We start from the raw sequence: 18,569 nt of genomic DNA, 5'->3' as shown, positions 1-18,569 counted from the left end.
AATTTTTGAAAAATCAACTTGTTTGCGAAGTTGATGTAGTAAAGTCAAGATGCTTTAATTTTTTGAGTTCAGTTTTTGATCCAAAGCGAGAATCGTCTGCAGTAAAACGTTGGCGCCGTTGGCGATGTCCTCTTTGGATGAAAACTCTGCGGGAGCATGGCTGATTCCGTCTTTGCTGGGAATGAAAATCATGCCCATGGATGCAATGCGAGCCATTTCCTGCGCATCGTGACCTGCGCCACTGGGGAGACTTTTTGTAGAAAGTCCCAGTTTCTCTGCTTGAGTTTTGATGATCTCGCGGATCATCGGATCTGCCAAAGCGGGTTTGCTGGCTACTTCGATATGACGGATGTCGAGTTGGGTTTCACTCGTCGAGGCCAGTTCGGTAGCTTTCGCTTCAAGCTCGGCGTAGATGTTCCATATCTTTTCGGAGGAAAGATCCCGAAGCTCCACGTTTACTTTGACCTCACCAGGGATGACATTTCCTGTACCGGGAAAAGCCTGTATTTTTCCGACAGTTCCTACTTGCCTTCCTTCGTGGCTATTGACAATTTCATTTACGGCCAATACAAAGCGCGCGGCGGGCAGCATAGGATCATTTCGCTTATTCATAGGCGTAGTGCCGGCATGGTTGGCTTTTCCCACAAAGGTGAACTCCCACCACTCGATCGCGACAATGCCTTCTACAATTCCGATGTCCAGCTTTTCAGCATCCAAGATCCCGCCTTGCTCAATGTGAAGCTCCAAAAATGCAGCCAGATCTCCCCGCGTTCTTTTCATCTCAGGAATCCGCTCAGGGTAACCTCCGAGCAATTTGATGCCTTCATACTGTGTCAGGCCGCTGTTGCTGACGACCTGTAAGGCTTCATTAGATAACGACCCAACCAAGGCGCGGCTTCCGATGACTCCGCCTTCCTCGTTGGTGAAGATGATCACTTCCAAAGGATGCTGCGTGGTAATGTTGTTTTCCGAAAAGATTTTGAGGACTTCTATCGCCCCCATCGAACCCACCGGACCGTCGTAGTCCCCACCGTTCGGTACTTCGTCGATGTGCGATCCAAGGGCGATTGGTTTGAGATTTGGATTTTTCCCGGCTTTCCTGCCGATGATATTTCCTGCAAAATCAATCGAGACATCCAAACCCCCTTCTTTCATCAATCCCTGAACAAATACTCTGGCTTCCAGGTCATACTTACTAAAAGCCACTCTATCGGTACCTCCTGCTGCATTTTTCCCGAAGGAAGAGAGCTGCATCAGACTTTGGTGAAGCCTATCGGCGTTTACTTTTGGAGTTTGGGGGAAAGCTGAAACGGATAGAAAAACCGAAAGGAATAAAAGAAGGGATGGTGTTTTTTCATGGTGACGCGTTTCGCAGTACTCCAAGATAGCACAAAAAAAGTCCCTCGAAGTGAGGGACTTGAATGCTTATTTGAGCCAGGCAAGTTTCACTTCATCCGGGGCTTTCATCCGATCAGCCAATCTCATGTAGCGATCGCCCAGCCTTACCAGGTAGTCTTGCGCTTTTGAGGCAGCAGCATCAAGGCCGGTCAGGGCTTCGATCTTCCAAAGGCTCACCAAGTGCTCGATGATCCTGGCATAATCCCAACTGGTATAGATGCCTACTTTTTGGGTGATCTCAGAAAACTGCGTAAACAAAGAAGGGTTTGAGCCGCCTTCGCCCATCAGAACTGCAGGCATCACGATTTGCTTTCTCATCAGTTTTTCGAAAGCGATGATCGCACCGCTTGGATCAATCTCGAAGATTCTCGACATGAAGGATTTGTAGGCCTTTTCGTGTCTGGCTTCATCTCCTGCGATCTGCTTGCAGATTCTGCCTAAGATAGAATCCCCAGCAATATCTGCCAATTTTCCGGTGTTGACATGGGAGATTTTTGTGGCTCTTTCCTGAAAGGAAGTATAGACAATTGCTTGATACGGATCTCCACCAGAATTGGGGTCAAATCCGTTCATCAGCAGTCTGTGAATCGTCCGCTCCACCGCCTTCATGTCCACTCTCCCAGTCATGTAGAGGTATTTGTTGAGCAAGTCTCCATGCCTGTTTTCCTCAGCAGTCCAGGTTTTGGACCATCTCACCCAACCACTCGGAGAGAGTAGATTCCGCTCAGGGTTGATGCCTTCCAACATGTTGAAATAGGTCTGGTAGCTCGGGAGTGCTTCTTCGGTGATCATGTTGCCGATCAGAGAGGTTAATACGGTGTCGGGTATTCCCTCGGCTCTTTTTTGAAGGAGTTTAATCTCTTCGTGGATATTTGGATCACCAAAATCCGGAAGAAAGTCTGATGGCTGCCAACATTTGTCTGGATCTACCAGGATGTTATCAACAGCATCACCAACCAAGTCATCCAATTGTGAGATGACCTCTATATTCTTTTCTAGTTCGTAATTGATTTCGGTTGATTTCATTGGGAACCTGATTTATCCGGGTGGGTTAGCCCCGGAGAGTTTATGAATTATGTATGGAAATATACGGACAAATCCGCTGATTTGTGATAGAAATGCGCTGTTTCAGATTTCCGATTCTGCGGACGGAGTCGCTTTGGTAGGGAAACCTGCTCCCTTACTATACGGGAAAAGCCTCCGTTGGGGAGGCTTTTCGAGTCAGTAGATTGCTGTAAATCAATAGTCCAGCTTGTAAGCTGCTACTTTGTTTTTAAAGAAAGTCGGTACGTAAATGATTTTCTCAGCTGCGTTGTAGCCTATGTCAGCCGTGTTGGATTCAGCCGCTTGGGTGTCCAGCATCAGTGTTTCAGAGGAGTCATTGGCAAAATAAACCTCGCCTTTCCATCTCGAAGCAATGTAATTGCCGTCGCCCAAGATAACCAGACCATCGCCGCCGGTCACGGTTGAATTGATGACAGTGGTCGAGCCATCGGCATCCCACATCTTCAGACCGCTTGCATCCAGACCGTAGATCGTTCCGTCGTTTCCAATGGCTAGGCCGTTAATTGATTCGTTTCCTTCGGAGATTGTTGCAATCTCTCCATTGGTAAACGAGTGGACTTTGCCTGCTCTCATGTCAGTGAAATAAACGGTGCCATTGTGTGCTGCAGCGTCATTGAGAAACTGAGCGCCTTCTACTTTCCATTTGTTGGAAATTCTTGAGGTGGCGATGTCAATTTCAACGAGCTCGTCAATGTCGGTCACATAGAGCTTACCGTCGGAAATTGCCATTCCTTTTGGCGCGTTCAAACCCGAGATCCAAGCTGGGTCGACGATTTTTCCATCTTTGGAAATGATCGCAATGGATCCTTTCCCGTCCTTTTCTGAAGGATCCTGTCCTTCAATGTTGGCCACGTAGATTTTTCCGGTGGCGTCATCATAAAGAACTGATTCATTGGTCATCAGCGAATCCGGAGTTTCCCAGAGGAGCGTCATAGTTGGAGTTTTGACTTCAACGATTTCATCGACTATTGTTTCGGTCTTTTGAGGGCCGCAGCTGATTAGTAGGGCAGAAGCCGACAGTGCGAGCGCCGGGTACTTGAAGATTGCTTTCATATGATTTTGAGTTGATGAGTTGTACTTTCAAATTTCAATAATTATACCTACAAAAGAAAATCCTGATTTTGGTGATTTCGTCACTGATTTTCGGATTGTTAGTCAAAAAATCGACATCCTTCTCCGCTTTTATTTCGAAAGCTGGGGAAGACAAGCATTTTTTTGAATGCCATCTGTGGATTTTTTCCTCGAAGAATTTTAAAAAGATCATAACTTCCCCCCTGATCGTAACCCCCCTCCAATCATGAAGAAACTACATTATTTCGCTGTGCTGCTTGCCTTGGCTTTTTCCTGTGCTACCAAAGAAGAGGTGCCGAACTATACTCAAATGACGGATGAAGAGCGGCTTAAAGCGGCGACTGAAATTGCCAAATCCACCATCATGGTTGACGGACACGTGGATTTGCCCTATCGGATGAAAGTTGGAGGCTTTACGCTTCAGCGGGAAGTTTTGGACGTATCTGTCCGCACTCCGGATGGGAATTTTGACTATCCGCGAGCAAAAGAAGGGGGATTGGATGCGCCATTTATGTCGATCTATATTCCCGCAGGAAATCAAAAAACTCCCGGTGCTTCCAAGTCTCTTGCGGATTCGCTGATTGCCATGACAGAGCGCTTGGCGACCACTTTTCCCGATAAGTTTGCCATGGCCTATAGTCCGGCGGATATCGAAGCTAATTTCGCCAAAGGCCTCATCTCTCTTCCAATGGGAATGGAAAATGGCGCCGGCATCGAGGATGACCTGGCAAACGTCGAATACTTTTACAAAAGAGGAATCCGCTACATCACGTTGACTCACGGGACAGATAACCTAATTGGCGATGCGAGCTATGATACTACCGGTACTTATGGGGGACTGAGTGAATTCGGGGAAAAAGTGGTTGCTGAGATGAATCGAGTTGGAATCATGGTTGACCTGAGTCACGTGTCAGACAATACCTTCCGAGATGCCTTGGCGATCACGAAGGTGCCGATTATCGCTTCCCATTCGTCAGTGCGCAAGTTTACTCCGAGATTTGAGCGTAATATGAGTGATGAACTGATTCAGGCGATGGCCAAAAACGGAGGAGTCATGATGATCAACTTTGGAGGTAGCTTCATAGATTCTGCTTATGCTGCCGGATCTTCGCAGGTCAGAGAACATTTAGTGAACTATATGGCTGAGAATAACCTGTCTCGCAGCGATTCGTCATTTCGTGCATATGCTGCCGAATACTCCGCTTCCAATAATCCATTTCCAACCGTGCAGCGAGTGGCAGACCACATTGATCATGTTGTAGCACTGGTGGGGATTGACTACGTCGGCTTGGGGTCTGACTTTGATGGAGTTGGAGATTCCTTGCCCACGGGATTGAAGGATGTATCAATGTTTCCAAACCTTATTGCGGAATTGCTTAAACGAGGATATAGCAGAGAAGATATCGAAAAGATATGTTACAAAAATGTTTTTAGGGTGTGGAACGCGGTGGAAGATTATGCAAAAGCTAAAAGCTAGAAGGTGTGGGCCTGCGTCGAAATTCGTAAGCCCTGAAATAGGTTTTGGTCAAGCAACGTAAGTCTTGAACCGCACCGAAAGTGTATTTAATTTTCACCAACTGACTTTTCTCCTGAAATTGGGGCCATTTTGGTAATATTCTTGTGTTTAAATTTTAGGGATTCGTCACCGACATTATTCAACTGTCTATCATACTTTATGAAAATTAAACTTAGTATCGTGTTTTTTCTGGGCGTTCTGACCCAGGCTTTTTCTCAAGATGGCTTGAGCCGACACCTCAAAGGGATTGAAGGATGTTACCTTGACTATTATAGTGAGTTTGCAGATAGAGGAGCCAGCAGTGTGACTGATGGGGAGCATGAAGTGGTTGTTTCTGTCATTTATCAGAACAGTAGCGAATGCTATATGGGGAAGACCACCGTGAAAGGCGGGAAATTGGTTGTTCCTGTATTGGTGCAGAAGGAGGATATGGCTTATGTTCCCTTGAGCAAACTGTTCAATGATATGGACATGGAATGGCTGATGAAGCAAGACAAAACCACACTCTATGATATTCATGATGGAATGAGCAAACTGTTCCTCTCTCAGCAAGGGTATCAAGTTTAAGTTTTTTTTCCAGCCTTTATCAATCCTAATTCGGGAGTGAATCGTAAAGCTCCTCCTGCTGAGGAACTGCTAAAAAAAGATAATTAACATAATCCCTACCAGCGATGGTGGGGATTTTTTTATCGACCTGTAGTCGTACTTCTCTAAGTGCGATTTATTTGAGGCATTTTTACCTCACACGCTTGCACCAATAGACTTTATTGCCGCTTGCGGTTCTGGTTCCAATCAAATAGTCGGTTCCTCCGTCTTTCAGGCTCAGCTTCTTTTTCAATTCCTCTGCTCCCATGACATAGTTTCGGCAGATGACATTGACTTTACTTGAAGGAAAAAGAGATTTGATTTCCTGCTTTTTCGGAGAAATCTCCCGGATTATTTCGAAGACCCTTCCGAGAACTTCATCAGAAATAGCGGATGCAGTGTACAAATGGCTGTTTTTTTCGAGCTTTTTCAAGCCAAAGCGTGCCCCAAACAGCTTGAAGGCACCCGCCTTCAAGATACCATTGAGCGGTTCGATAAGGTATTTTTCTGCCTCGCCCAGAGTCGAAGAAGCGTTTTCTTCTCCGAGGGGTGAAAAGTCAAATCTTGGCAAGCCACCTCCCAAATCTATGACGGTGATGTTTTTTTCTTTGACTTCCTTTCTCAATTCCCAATAAAGCAAAACCTCCTTGACTTCGTTCTTCACCGACAGGACGATCACCTTTTGGATTTCGGTTAGTTCTGACCAAGCTTGAGAAATATCCAGCATCGGGGAGACTTTGAGTAAGATTCGGTCGGATTTGCTTTTCATCAATTCCCAGGCGCTAACCACGTCTGGCTGACAATCTTGGAGTCTGTATAGCTTCTGATTGCTGGATCCACGACGAGCTGGATCGGCGTAGATCAGATCAAAACGGGATTCGGTTTTTTGCAAAAAATCTAGACCGTCTCCGCTGATGACATCGAATACCCCGGGTGCAAGGATGCTGAGATTATGCTTGGCGATTGTTGCCAATTCTGCATTTTGCTCACAATAGACTGCTTTCTGAAAGTGTTGACTCAGGTAGAAGCTATCGACTCCAAAGCCACCTGTGAGATCTAATAGAACTTCTCCGGAATGTTCTACAGCTTTGAATCGTGCGGTATCTTCGGATGAACTTTGCTCCAGCGAGATCGAAGCAGGAAAAATCAGATCTCGATTTGCAACCCATTCGGGAAGTTTTTTAGCTGCCTTTTGCCGGGCAGAGATCTGCTGGACAGCAGCTTTGAGGTCAATACCTACTTTGCCCTGATACTTTAAAAGCAAAAATGCAGGATCTTCGTTGAGATGATCCTGCACAAATTGTCTGAATTCAGCGCTATGAAACTCGCTGAAGTCCATTAAACCAGTTTATTTTCCAATAGGTATTCAGCGATCTGAACGGCATTGGTAGCTGCGCCTTTTCTTAGGTTGTCCGCAACAATCCACATGTTCAGCGTGTTTGCCTGCGATTCGTCTCTTCTCAGCCGTCCCACGAATACCTCATCTTTCTTATGTGCTGTAATCGGCATTGGATAGACGAAGTTGGCCGGGTCGTCCTGAACGATCACACCGGGAGCTGCTTCCAACAGGGAGCGAACTTCGGTAAGATCGAAATCTTCCTTGAACTCGACGTTTACCGCCTCAGAGTGACCGCCCATTGTCGGGATTCTGACCGTAGTCGCAGTGACTTTGATGGTGTCGTCACTGAAGATTTTCTTGGTTTCGTTGATCATCTTCATCTCTTCCTTCGTGTAGCCGTTTGGCTGGAAGACGTCGATGTGAGGAAGGACGTTCATGTCGATCTTGTGCGGATAGACCATCTCAGGGGTAGTTCCTGCACGCTCAGCCATCATCTGATCGACAGCGGCTTTGCCAGTTCCGGTCACAGACTGATAGGTGGAAACAACTACCCGCTTGATGCCGTAGCGCTGACGCAAAGGTTCCAATGCCAATACCATCTGAATGGTGGAGCAGTTCGGGTTTGCGATGATTTTATCTTCGCTGCCGATTTCCTTGGCGTTGATTTCTGGGACTACCAATTTTTTGGTCGCGTCCATTCTCCAGGCAGAAGAGTTGTCAATGACAAAAGTGCCTGCAGCGGCAAATTTTGGAGCCCATTCCAAAGAAGTGCTGCCACCGGCCGAAAATATGGCGATTTCAGGTTTGGCTGCCACAGCATCGGCAAGTCCGATTACCGTGTGTTTCTTACCCTTATATTCGATCTGTTTACCTACTGATCGCTCGGAAGCGACCAAGAGAAGTTCGTCATAAGGGAAATTGTGCTCTGCGAGCACTTCGAGGATTTCGGTACCAACCAGTCCGGTCGCACCTACTACAGCCAGTTTCATTTGGAGATAGGTTTAAATTGATTTCGGATTGCAAAAGTAAGGACTGGCTGTTCAATTTCAGAAATGTGTCCAAAAATTTTCAATTGTTTTTAGCGCAAGTGAAAAAAGAAACTCTTTAGTTTTTATATCTTAGGTAATATTTTTTAGCTGATTTTTTCATGACACTACGTTTTTTCAAAAGTTTTCTTTTGATTCTCCCGTTGTTGATTTGGTTGGGAGAAAAGCATGGGTTTGCTCAGCGTCAAAATTTTGAGTCGGATTTTGAACCTACGGGTTTTCCCCAGGAGTTTCTTCCCAATTGGTATGGAAATGAGGTAAGGGGGAGTTCTGCTCGGATTTTTCAGGCTTCAGGCCAGGGTTTGGACGGGAGCAAGGCCTTGGCAGTGCAGCCTATTAGTTCATTTGACGGCCGGATTTGGGTTCGCTTAACTCCCGATCAGTTCGATAATCCCGAAGTGGAGTTTTACGCAAAGGCTCTAAAAAACGGGACAGGTACTCGTGCCGCGTTAGTTTTTTATTCTTGGGGAGAAAGCATATATGACGAGTTTTCAGTACCGACTCAGATCGGCGCTGATTTGGAATTTGCAAATGAGAATCAAGAGTGGAGGAAGTTTACTCTGCAAATTCCAGCGGAACTAAAAGCCGAATCGGAGCTTGTTTTGTGCTTCGAGATTCGATACGGTTTCGGCACTGGAACAGCCGCGCGATGGTTGATGGATGATTTTGAATTTGGGGATTTCCTCAGAGACAAAACACCGCCCCAAGTAACCGCGACGAAAGGATACAGTGAAAATTCGATTTTAGTCCAGTTCTCCGAAAAGGTTGATCCCGTATTCTCTATCTTCCCGATCTCGTATGAGTTGGAGGGGAAGAGCCCCGAGAAAGCTGAATTGAAGAATGACTCGCTGGCCGTATTAACTTTCTTTGAAACGCTTGAGCAAAGTAAAAACTATCCCCTCGCGATCCGGCAGATTCCGGATATTGCTGGAAACTTCCTCCAAGACACATCAGTTTATTTCGCTTTTTCCGATCCTACCAATATTCCGAAGAAAGCATTGGTGATCAATGAGCTGATGCCAGCGCCAAAGGCTGATCAGGATCTACCCAATGTGGAATATATTGAGATTTTCCACGCTGGGGAAAATCAGTTTAGACTTGAGGGAGTCCGGCTTTCCAATTCCCGTACTGAAGTCGATCTTAGCGAATATTGGATCCAGCCGGGAGAATTTTTGATTTTGGCGCCCGAAAGCCAAGCCTTTCAATTGGAAGAATACGGAAACGTCATGGGCGTCAAAAATTGGCCGACGTTGCTTAACTCCGGCGATCAGATCAGGTTAATAGCGAGTTCTGGGCAGAAGATAGATTGGATTTCGTATGCAACCTCAACATGGGGTGGGAGTGAGTTTGCAAGTGGAGGATACAGCTTGGAAGTACCGAATTTTGGGTTTTTGTGTAGCAATTCCGATCTGTTAAAACCTTCAAAAGAGCCGATGAGGGGGACGCCGGGGGTTCAGAATTCAATCTATGATCCCATTCCGCAACATACGTCTCCTATTCTTCAATCCGTTTATTTTCTGGACTCTCTTAGGGTTCGAGTGGTGTTCTCGGGCTCTATTTTGCCGGAAATTGGGGCCGATGGTTTGGACTTTTCTTCCAATCTGAGCATAGATAGTGTGGGCTTTTTCAAAGAAAATGAACTCCACGTTTTGTTAAAATCTCCGGCGCAGGCCAGCCAAGTTTATGAAGTGCGGATTGTGGGATTGAGAGACTGCTTCGGAGACCCGATTTCCGGGCAACTCAAAAGTTTCGTACTCCCCGAACTTCCCCAAGCTGGAGAGCTAATCATTAATGAACTGCTTTTCAACCCTCGGACGGGAGAACCGAAATTTGTGGAGATCAGAAATTTAAGCCAGAGATATCTAAATCTGGAAAATTGGGCATTGGCTAACTTGTCGAGTTCCGGTGTTGCTGATCAGATCAAAGTGTTTGGAGGTCTCGGTTCCATGTTGGCACCCGGAGAATACCTCGCGATCACGACCGACGCCAATGGACTGCATCTGGCTTACCCGAAATCTTCAATCGACCACTTTCTTCAAATTCCAACTTTGCCCAGCTACCCTATAGCGGGCGGTACGGTGGTTTTGCTCTCTGCAAAAGCTGAAATAGCTGAACGATTTCCCTACAGTGAGGAGCTACATCACCCTCTGCTAAGAGAACCCAAGGGTGTTTCCTTAGAGCGGATTTCTCCCGACACTCCAGCGTCTTATCAGATGAACTGGCAATCAGCCTCCGGAAATGAGGATTTCGCTACCCCCGGCCGTAGAAACTCACAGACAATTTCCGGTGAGTTCGAAGGTGAATCGATTCACATTGAGCCAGAGGTTTTTGATCCGCAGGGCAGTTCGGGACTACAGTTTACCAGCATCACTTACGAGCTGGATCAGCCGGGTTGGATGGGGACATTTCAGATATATTCGGCATCTGGGCAGTTGGTTCGGGTTTTAGCGCAAAATCAGCTTTTGGGAGCGAGTGGCTTATTGACTTGGACCGGAACCGACTCATCCGGGAAGATCGTTAGAGCGGGGTATTATGTGCTGGTGGCGGAGCTCTATGACCCCAATGGTAGGACTAGTGTGATCAAAAAAACGATTGTAGTGGCGACCGGACTATAATCTTCCGAATTTGTGGTTTTTAATTCAATTTTTTATTATTTTAGGTATCATAAGACCTAACTCATGAATAGCGATTTGATTTTAGAAACCCTACAGGAGGTTGTGCTTCGGGATGGTAAAGACCTAAAAGAAGTACAGCAATATTTGAGAATGAGGTACCGTATAGAGGCCGATGAATTGGTCTTGAAAAGGCGGTTGGAAAAAATGCTTCAAGCCGAAAAAGCCGTCGCATGACGGCTTTTATTATTTTGATCCGATCCTCTTAAATTTATTTACGATTAAATTCTGTGTCATTCATTTGTTGGATCAGGCAGGACAAATGATAAGCAACTGATTATGAACGGGTAGTGTGTAAACTTTTTTTTCGGCTGTTTTTTAGACTCCTGACATTTCCAAACCAGAGGTTTATAATTTTTGCAATTATCAAAGTCGGGCGTATTTTAGAGAACCAAACCACCGATAATCCGTCAAAGTTTTAATAATGTAATCCGTCATAATCATGAGCCAGGAAGGAAAGACCGCATATTCTCAGGAAGAGCTGGGAGAGTTTGAAATGATCATACTTCAAAAGCTCGCCAGTGCAAAAGAAGAACTGCACTCCCTAAAGGAGAGCCTGAGCAAGAAGAATGACAGTGGGACGGACTATACTGCCTCGACTTCGAAGCTTCTCGAAGATGGTGCTGATACTTTGGAAAGAGAGAGCTTGAGTCAGCTTGCTGCGCGACAGCAGAAATTTGTAATCAATCTTGAAAATGCGCTAATTCGTATCAAAAATGGCACGTACGGTGTCTGTGTAGATACTGGAAAGTTGATTTCAAAGGAAAGGCTAAAAGCAGTGCCGCACACGATGCATTCGATCGAAGCCAAGCTTGCCAAAAAGTAAGGGTGGATTTCCTTCATCGACATATTGAGGCCCTTATTTTTTGTGCCCCGGAGCCGCTTGCGGTTGCTGAGATTTCGAAGTGCTTAGATGAAATGTTTGCTTCCGAAGTGCCACAGGATCACATCGAGTCGGCGATCCTTGCGTTACGGGAGAAGTACAACGAGGAGGGCTTTGCGTTTTCGCTGGAGCATCTGGGCGGGGGATATCAATTTTTGACAAAGCCAGCCTATCAGACGAGTATCAGCATTCTTTTGCGGCAGCAATCTCAGAAGCGACTGTCAAACGCACAATTAGAAACGCTTTCAATTATTGCTTACAAGCAGCCGATCACCAAGGGCGAGATGGAGCAGATACGCGGAGTGAATAGCGACTATTCGGTTCAGAAGCTTTTGGAAAAAGAGCTTATCGAGATAAAAGGAAAGTCGGAGAGCGTAGGTAAGCCCTTGATTTATGGGACTTCGGACAAATTCATGGATTATTTTGGGATCAATTCGATCAAAGATTTACCACTTCCCAAGGATTTTTCCCAATCCGAAAATCAAATCGGAGAAGAGCGGGAGTAGCTACTTAGACGGGTTTTACTTTCGCCAAATTAGAGACGAGAAATTTTTTACCTGATTCTACCTCCTCGCACATCACTCTCGTTCTTCTGGTTTCGCCTTTTCTGAATTTCCTGCCGGAAAGGACAAACTGTTTGCCGGTCATGAGGTCGGAAAGAAAAATTTCATCCCCGTCAGTATCCGATGGGTAATCATATTTACTCATTTCTTTCCGTAGGAAAAGATCCCGTGAAGAACTGGCGGAGGGGTTCGCCATATGATGCCTCAGAGGGATAAGTATATCCTTCGGAAAGACCGAGTCGGTCAGTATCGGAACCATCAAGGACTGAAATTCCCGCTTCCATTCGATGCCATGAGGTGCGTGGGCCAATCCAAACTTTTCAAAAGCATGGAGATGTGCAACCTCATGGATGTAGGTTAGCAGAAATTGGTACGGGTTCAGGTCTGAGTTAATGGTGATTGTTTGGATTTTTCGGTCTTTGCGATAGCGAAAATCGCCCAGTTTGGATGTTCTGGGTTTTTGAACTTTAAATGAAAACGGGATTTTTTCCCAAAGTTGCAAGCAATAAGGAATAGCTGCGTGTGGCAGATGTTTTTCAAAAATTTTCCTGAGCTGATCTGTTGGATTCATTTGCCCTAAAATAAAAAAAGAGCCCCAATTTGGGGCTCTTAATTTTTTTCCTTTTCGGAATGGCTTACAGTGCTGGAGCAGCAGCAGTAGTGTCAGCAAGAACTGCAGTAGTGTCTACAGCAGGAGCTTCTTCAACAACTGGAGTTTCTTCAACAACTACAGTTTCTTCAACTGTAACTTCTTCAGTTGCCTTGTTACCGCAAGATGCAGTAGCGATCAAGCCAGCGATTGCGAAAATTGCAAATACCTTTTTCATTTGTTATGGTTTTCTTAATTACAGGGCAAAGGTACTAGTATTATTTTCAATTGTGCAAGTGCCGCTCAAATATTTTTTATTTGTTTTTGTAAACAATTTTTACCGGAACTCCTTCGAAATCAAAGTTTTCACGGACGCGATTTTCGAGGTATCTCGTGTAGGGTTCTTTTATGTATTGGGGCAGGTTGCAGAAGAATGCGAAAACGGGGTTTTTGGTTGGTAACTGGGTGACGTACTTGATCTTGATGTATTTTCCCTTCCAAGCAGGAGGGGGATATTTTTCGATTTCGTGCAGCATGACGTCGTTGAGTTTGGACGTCGTGACTCTTCTGGTTTTGTTTTCAAAGACCTTTACCGCAAGCTCGATGGCTTGCATGATTCGCTGCTTTTCGGTCACGGAAGTGAAGATGATCGGGATCCATTTGTGCTCGCCAAGTCTTTCGATCATTTGCACTTTTATCTTGTCCATGGTTTTGTGGTCCTTTTCGATCAAATCCCATTTGTTCACCATGATCATGACGCCCTTATTGTTCTTGATCGCAAGTGCAATCAGGTTGATGTCCTGAGCTTCGAGTCCTCGAGTGGCGTCAACCATCACGATCACGACGTCGGATTCCTCAAGTGTGCGCAGGGAGCGCATGACAGAATAGAACTCGATGTCCTCTTTTACTTTGGCTTTCTTTCTGATTCCCGCTGTGTCTGTGATAATGAAATCCTGTCCGAAAAGCTTGTATCGAGTGTGAATTGCGTCGCGCGTAGTGCCTGCTTCGTCTGTGACGATTGATCTTTCTTGGCCTAGGAGCGCGTTCAAAAAGGAGGATTTCCCGACGTTGGGTCGACCAAGAATGGAGATTTTTGGGGTGTCTGCATCTGGGTCTTCTATTCCCTCGTGTTCAAAGTGCTTGATAACTTCGTCGAGAAGTTCGCCTGTACCGCTACCGCTGGCAGAAGCAATTGGGTAAACGTCAAAGTCGCTGATTCCCAGCGAATAAAATTCATGAGCCATCATGGCCTTTTCGCGGTTGTCAGCTTTGTTGGCGACGATGTATAGTGGCTTGGTTGTGCTTCGGAGCTCATTTGCAAATTCCATATCCAGATCGGTCAAGCCGTCCAGGCAATCTACCACAAACAAGATCACATCCGCTTCTTCTACTGCCAGTTTGACCTGCTTACGAATCTCGGCCTCAAAAACATCATCGGATCCGGTGACATACCCACCTGTGTCGATTACGGAGAAAAACTTGCCAGACCATTGGGCATGCCCATAGTGTCGGTCACGGGTGACACCGCTCATGTTGTCTTCGATAGCTTTGCGCTCCTCAACCAGTCGGTTGAAAAGCGTGGATTTACCTACATTAGGTCTACCTACGATTGCTACTATGTTTGCCATGATCAGGATGGGTCGTACCCAAATTTTTTAAGTTTCAATTTATTTTTTCTCCAGTCTTGCTCCACCTTCACGAAGGTTTCGAGGAAGACTTGTTTCCCGAAAAACTTCTCCAATTCCGTCCGGGATTCGATTCCCACTCTTTTTAGCATCTTGCCCTTTTCACCGATGATGATGCCTTTCTGGCTGTCGCGTTCACAATAGATGGTGGCGCGGATCTTAATAATGGACTCCTCTTCGTAGAAGTCCTCGATGGCCACTTCGGTGCTGTAGGGTATTTCCTTTTTGTAATTGTTGAAGATCTTCTCGCGGATGATCTCGGAGGCAAAGAACCGCTCAGGTCGGTCAGTTAGTTCCTCCTTGTCGTAAAAGGGCGGATGAACCGGGAGTCTGTCGACTATTTCCTGGAGGATTCGCTCGGTATTGAATTTCTCCAAAGCGGAGATCGGGATCACGGTTTCGGATTTTATTCGAGACGTCCAATAGGCCGTGACTTCCTCCAGTTGGCCTTCTTTGGCTAGATCAATCTTGTTGATGACCAACAGAACGGGAACTCCAGAAGCATTGATTTTTGTAATTACATCTTCAATTTCCTCTTCGTTTTCGAAAAGATCAGTCACGAAGACGATGACATCTGCATCTTCCAAAGAAAGGTTGACAAAACCCATCATATTCTTATGCAGCTCATATTTTGGTTTGAGCATCCCCGGGGTATCAGAAAAAACAATCTGATATTCTTCGGTATTGATGAGGCCAAGGATACGGTGTCGAGTGGTTTGCGCTTTGGAAGAAACGATCGAAAGTCGCTCACCCACAAGGATATTCATGAGCGTGGATTTGCCCACGTTGGGTTTTCCGACGATGTTGACAAATCCGGCTTTGTGGGTGGATGCAGACATTTTTCTGTAATTTTTCACAAAGGTACTTGATTTTTAGACAAAAAGGCAGCTTGAAGCCTTAGTGCAGAATAAAATTTGGCAGCGAGAAGACGTTTTCCTTACCGGGCAGTGCCACAGTCAAAAAGTCTGTTTCAAGTGATGTTGAACATTTTTTTTGAAGTTGGTTTTGCTTTTGAAAATTAAAAGCCTACTTTTGTATCACCATTCGCCGCAAGGGCGAATTTGAAAAAGAAAAAAGAGGCGTAGCCTAAGATATATCGCGGGATGGAGCAGTTGGTAGCTCGTCGGGCTCATAACCCGAAGGTCACAGGTTCGAGTCCTGTTCCCGCTACTACGAAGCCGATCAGAAATGATCGGCTTTTTGTGTTTTATAGGGTTTTTGATGCAGATTGTGGATTCAAATTAATGCTGTTTGATTTGAATTGTCCCAAATCTGTCTCACTTTTTGCCCTCTTTTTCTTTTTTTAGCTGTTTGGGTGAGTATTTATATGGATTGCGTTTTTTTGATCTCATCTCAACTAGGAATCCCACCGCTTTTTCCAGGCAGTAAATTCGGAAGGTCTGATTCGATAGCGGACAAAATTTCCTTCATGAAGTCCAAAAAGTTCAGTTTCTACTACTTCAGAGAATCTGGATCTATCTGGTTCAGCCAATTTTTTGACTTCAGATTTTATTGCTTGGGATGCAGCTTCTTTATCCATTGCATTGCTGACGATTAGGCTGACGATCCCACGTATATCTTCTCGGTATGTCATTCGGAAAGGATCTGGCTCCCCAAGAGATTGGCGAATGGCTGCATACCTTAAGGCTGACCGCTCATAGGCCCACAAAAAAACATCCTTGAATAATTCGATGCGGTTTAATTCATAAATGCCAAGCATTCCTTTGATGTAGCTTTCTTCCGGTACATCTATAAATGAAAGAGGGGCAAGGTTATGTCTATTTAACGGAATATTGGCAGCCAATCTGGATACACGCTTATTGACATCATCAAATGGTTGGAGATAGGGAAGCTGAAGCAATACAAAAAAAGCCTGCTCAAATGGATTTTGGATTTGGCTTGCCTTCGCCAGTATTAGGTCAAAAGATTCTTCGATGAGTTGTGGAATTCCCAACGGAGTAAATACCGAATTGGTGATTCCCACGCCAAATGTTCTAAGCCTGCCGGATGCAGCTGGATTTGGCAACAGGTTGTTTGAAAGCAGTGCATGGAGATTAAGAAAAGTGTAGCGATTGAAGCCCACCTCACCAGAGGATTCTACCAAAAACTCGATAGCCTCCTTGTGATTGAGAATCATCTGGGTTTCCATGGGGGATTTGTTCGAGGGGGTTTTCCCGTTATGGATTAACAGCTCTGTATCCAATAAAGAATAGGTGTTGCCTTCCAGTCTGCTTGAATTCCAAGAAAGGTCGATCAGCAGGCGATTTAATATTTCTCTGGCAAAGGTCCCTGCTGGCTGTTCTCCATTCCTAGTATTTCCCCATTCAGCCAGTTTTTGTTTTTCTTCTTTGCTGAGAAAGCTGTCGATGTTGGGACGGTAATTTTCCAGGAAACTTCGTTCATATCCGACAGGTTTTCGTTGTGCTACAGGACGTGAGACCAAGGCCCAAACGTCTTTGCCTTCATGTGAAAGGGAAATGGTCGATTGTCGCTCCTCCTCTGATTTTATCCTTCCAGAATTCTGAGTTTGTTCAGTGATATTTGTATAATACTTTGTGGATCGAGCTTCTCCTTTTACTAGGATCAGATTCTTTTCTCTGAGGCTTTTTAGTCGTCTTTGAAGCGCTCTCTTTTCAATTTGAAATGGGAGCAATCGAAGGAGTTGTTCTATTCCTATTCCATCAGAGGATGATGCAATTATTTCTTTAATCAGTTGGAGCTCGTCTCGATTTTCCATCTTCAATCCCATTTGTATTGCGACAATAATAGCATAAAAATGACGCAATAAAAAGAATTGCGTCACGATAATTGACGCGATAGTTAAATCGCGTCACTCTAGGAGGAGAATGGCGATTCTCTACTGCTCTGCTTTTGTCGGGTAGTTTTTAAGAATTGTAGCTGTCTATAATTACTAACTTTTGATTGTGCACGCGCTGTGTGCACAATTTGATAGGTCAAGAGCAAAACAATCGGGTGGTGTTTTTCTTCTCCATAAAAAAGGTTCAAACAGCAAAAAGAAAGAGCAATCCAGAATTCGTACGCTTCGTACAGCTCGTACCTATCGCACGGTACGAATTGTTCGAGGGTTGAAATTCGAAATCACTCAAATAGAATTGGAATGGCTAAGTTGCATGGTCACAAAAATTCGATTTCTGATCTCAGTAGCTGAAATTCTTTTCGAATACGGATTTTAACAGCAAAAAAGAAAAAAATTTAATTCAAGATTCATTCCTCATATTTGGCTCATAAACCTTGGTTTTGCACTTAATTCGAGGCTCAGATTAGAATCAATTCAAATGAATTTAAATTTTTGATGCAAAATGAACCTGTCCCCTTATTTGTCCCCCTTTTTCTATAAAGTACAGAAAATCAGTAATTATGAATAGGCCTGTTCCCGCTACTTGGTAACTCCGGACAATGTCAAAATTGTTCGGAGTTTTTTGTTTTTCAGGGATTTAGCATTATTTCGAATCTGTTAGATTCCGAGGATTTTGTCCTCCTTTTTTTTCATCAGGCTGATTTTTGGGGAATGCTCATTGGATGAGAACTTGTAGGACTTTCCACTTTCATGCTCTGCAAATAAATATTTTTTTCACCTATCCGAGATCAGATTTTTTTTCAACTAGCTTTGATCCCAGATAGCTCATATGAAGGTTTCAGGAATTCTATTCTTATTTCTTAATCTAGTTGCATCGGTAACCTTTTGGGCGGGCAATACCACTGTGATTGTTGATTCGGAAATTCAATCAGCAAACGAAATAGCCCATCCTGAGCTATCTATTCAGCAAAGTTCAATCCTGGAGGTTGGTGATGCACTCACAAATAGGATAGCTCCAGAAAGACCGGTAGTTAGATCCGCTCATTATTTTTTCAAATCTCAAACTGTACTCGGTATTTTTCTCGGTTTATCAGCAGTCTGTCAAGCTACTGAGCAGAATTATAAAAAAAACTGCGTTTATCCTAGACGCAAACTTACCTGCCTTTTTGATCATTTTTCCTCACCATTATTTTACCTAGTTGAAAGCCTAGCAACAGGCTTTTCCAAAAGACCTTGGCTAAACCCCATTGATCTACTTTATTCTTGGCCATGGATCGGTTCCTGCTTTATCAAACTGCGCTCCACTCACTTCGCCCTAGAACAGAATACCAGGTAATCA

17 protein-coding genes and 1 tRNA gene are annotated in these 18,569 nt (G+C 44.8%); 8 read left to right on the top strand and 10 right to left on the bottom strand.

The features are described 5' to 3' along the window. Positions 1-54: 54 nt before the first annotated feature. From ABD031_RS07780 to ABD031_RS07770, 3 genes are all read right to left on the bottom strand, one after another. Positions 55-1,383 carry a Zn-dependent hydrolase gene (locus ABD031_RS07780; RefSeq protein ID WP_343850057.1) on the bottom strand — a complete coding sequence of 443 codons (1,329 nt, stop codon included), beginning with the start codon at positions 1,381-1,383 and terminating at the stop codon, positions 55-57. A 42-nt stretch (positions 1,384-1,425) separates the two neighbouring features. After that, positions 1,426-2,424, bottom strand: coding sequence for an acyl-ACP desaturase (locus ABD031_RS07775; protein WP_343850055.1), 999 nt, complete (start codon positions 2,422-2,424; stop codon positions 1,426-1,428). 213 nt (positions 2,425-2,637) lie between these two features. Further along, the gene (locus ABD031_RS07770) at positions 2,638-3,516 is read right to left on the bottom strand and encodes an SMP-30/gluconolactonase/LRE family protein (RefSeq protein WP_343850053.1); all 879 of its coding nucleotides are present in this window, start codon (positions 3,514-3,516) and stop codon (positions 2,638-2,640) included. 244 nt (positions 3,517-3,760) lie between these two features. On the opposite strand from ABD031_RS07770, the gene ABD031_RS07765 reads away from it, so the two are divergent. Together ABD031_RS07765 and ABD031_RS07760 are read left to right on the top strand one after the other, a co-directional pair. After that, positions 3,761-5,011 carry a dipeptidase gene (locus ABD031_RS07765; protein ID WP_343850051.1) on the top strand — a complete coding sequence of 417 codons (1,251 nt, stop codon included), beginning with the start codon at positions 3,761-3,763 and terminating at the stop codon, positions 5,009-5,011. Between the two features lie 198 nt (positions 5,012-5,209). Next, positions 5,210-5,617, top strand: coding sequence for a hypothetical protein (locus tag ABD031_RS07760; protein ID WP_343850050.1), 408 nt, complete (start codon positions 5,210-5,212; stop codon positions 5,615-5,617). A 169-nt stretch (positions 5,618-5,786) separates the two neighbouring features. Here ABD031_RS07760 and ABD031_RS07755 read toward each other — a convergent pair whose 3' ends face one another. Together ABD031_RS07755 and ABD031_RS07750 are read right to left on the bottom strand one after the other, a co-directional pair. After that, positions 5,787-6,974, bottom strand: coding sequence for a THUMP-like domain-containing protein (locus ABD031_RS07755; RefSeq protein WP_343850048.1), 1,188 nt, complete (start codon positions 6,972-6,974; stop codon positions 5,787-5,789). After that, positions 6,974-7,963: an aspartate-semialdehyde dehydrogenase gene (locus tag ABD031_RS07750; protein WP_343850046.1), complete on the bottom strand. Its 990-nt coding sequence runs from the start codon at positions 7,961-7,963 to the stop codon at positions 6,974-6,976. The genes ABD031_RS07755 and ABD031_RS07750 overlap by 1 nt, the downstream gene beginning before the upstream one ends. Positions 7,964-8,121: 158 nt before the next feature. Between ABD031_RS07750 and ABD031_RS07745 the strand changes: the two genes are divergently transcribed. The 4 genes from ABD031_RS07745 (at position 8,122) to scpB (ending at position 12,081) form a co-directional block, all read left to right on the top strand. Further along, the gene (locus tag ABD031_RS07745; protein WP_343850044.1) at positions 8,122-10,635 is read left to right on the top strand and encodes a lamin tail domain-containing protein; all 2,514 of its coding nucleotides are present in this window, start codon (positions 8,122-8,124) and stop codon (positions 10,633-10,635) included. Between the two features lie 63 nt (positions 10,636-10,698). Next, on the top strand, positions 10,699-10,869 hold the full coding sequence (locus ABD031_RS07740) for a hypothetical protein (RefSeq protein WP_343850042.1): 171 nt from the start codon (positions 10,699-10,701) through the stop codon (positions 10,867-10,869). A gap of 265 nt (positions 10,870-11,134) precedes the next feature. Next, entirely contained in the window at positions 11,135-11,518 is a 384-nt protein-coding gene (locus ABD031_RS07735; protein ID WP_343850040.1) for a TraR/DksA family transcriptional regulator, read from the top strand. Positions 11,519-11,520: 2 nt separating this feature from the next. After that, positions 11,521-12,081, top strand: a complete 561-nt coding sequence (scpB, locus tag ABD031_RS07730) for an SMC-Scp complex subunit ScpB (protein ID WP_343850038.1) — start codon at positions 11,521-11,523, stop codon at positions 12,079-12,081. Between the two features lie 4 nt (positions 12,082-12,085). On the opposite strand, the gene ABD031_RS07725 is transcribed toward scpB, so the two are convergent. The 4 genes from ABD031_RS07725 to era all read right to left on the bottom strand — a co-directional run bounded on the left by ABD031_RS07725 (position 12,086) and on the right by era (position 15,251). Then, positions 12,086-12,709 carry a SprT-like domain-containing protein gene (locus ABD031_RS07725; RefSeq protein WP_343850036.1) on the bottom strand — a complete coding sequence of 208 codons (624 nt, stop codon included), beginning with the start codon at positions 12,707-12,709 and terminating at the stop codon, positions 12,086-12,088. Between the two features lie 64 nt (positions 12,710-12,773). After that, on the bottom strand, positions 12,774-12,965 hold the full coding sequence (locus ABD031_RS07720) for a hypothetical protein (protein WP_343850034.1): 192 nt from the start codon (positions 12,963-12,965) through the stop codon (positions 12,774-12,776). Positions 12,966-13,041: 76 nt separating this feature from the next. Next, on the bottom strand, positions 13,042-14,355 hold the full coding sequence (gene der, locus ABD031_RS07715; RefSeq protein ID WP_343850032.1) for a ribosome biogenesis GTPase Der: 1,314 nt from the start codon (positions 14,353-14,355) through the stop codon (positions 13,042-13,044). A gap of 2 nt (positions 14,356-14,357) precedes the next feature. Continuing rightward, positions 14,358-15,251 (bottom strand): GTPase Era, encoded by an 894-nt coding sequence (gene era / locus ABD031_RS07710; protein WP_343850030.1) that lies wholly within the window; start codon positions 15,249-15,251, stop codon positions 14,358-14,360. Positions 15,252-15,509: 258 nt separating this feature from the next. On the opposite strand from era, the gene ABD031_RS07705 reads away from it, so the two are divergent. Next, positions 15,510-15,582 (top strand) — tRNA-Met (locus ABD031_RS07705). Between the two features lie 187 nt (positions 15,583-15,769). Here ABD031_RS07705 and ABD031_RS07700 read toward each other — a convergent pair. Further along, complete coding sequence (locus tag ABD031_RS07700) at positions 15,770-17,149, bottom strand: Fic family protein (RefSeq protein ID WP_343850028.1); 1,380 nt, start codon at positions 17,147-17,149, stop codon at positions 15,770-15,772. A 910-nt stretch (positions 17,150-18,059) separates the two neighbouring features. Between ABD031_RS07700 and ABD031_RS07695 the strand changes: the two genes are divergently transcribed. Continuing rightward, positions 18,060-18,566 (top strand): hypothetical protein, encoded by a 507-nt coding sequence (locus tag ABD031_RS07695; RefSeq protein ID WP_343850026.1) that lies wholly within the window; start codon positions 18,060-18,062, stop codon positions 18,564-18,566. Positions 18,567-18,569 lie beyond the last annotated feature (3 nt).

Origin of the sequence: Algoriphagus jejuensis, assembly GCF_039523455.1 — a bacterium.
GTDB lineage: Bacteria > Bacteroidota > Bacteroidia > Cytophagales > Cyclobacteriaceae > Algoriphagus > Algoriphagus jejuensis.
The sequence above is the reverse complement of the archived record's forward strand: the minus strand, read 5'-3'. Positions and strand labels throughout refer to the sequence as shown.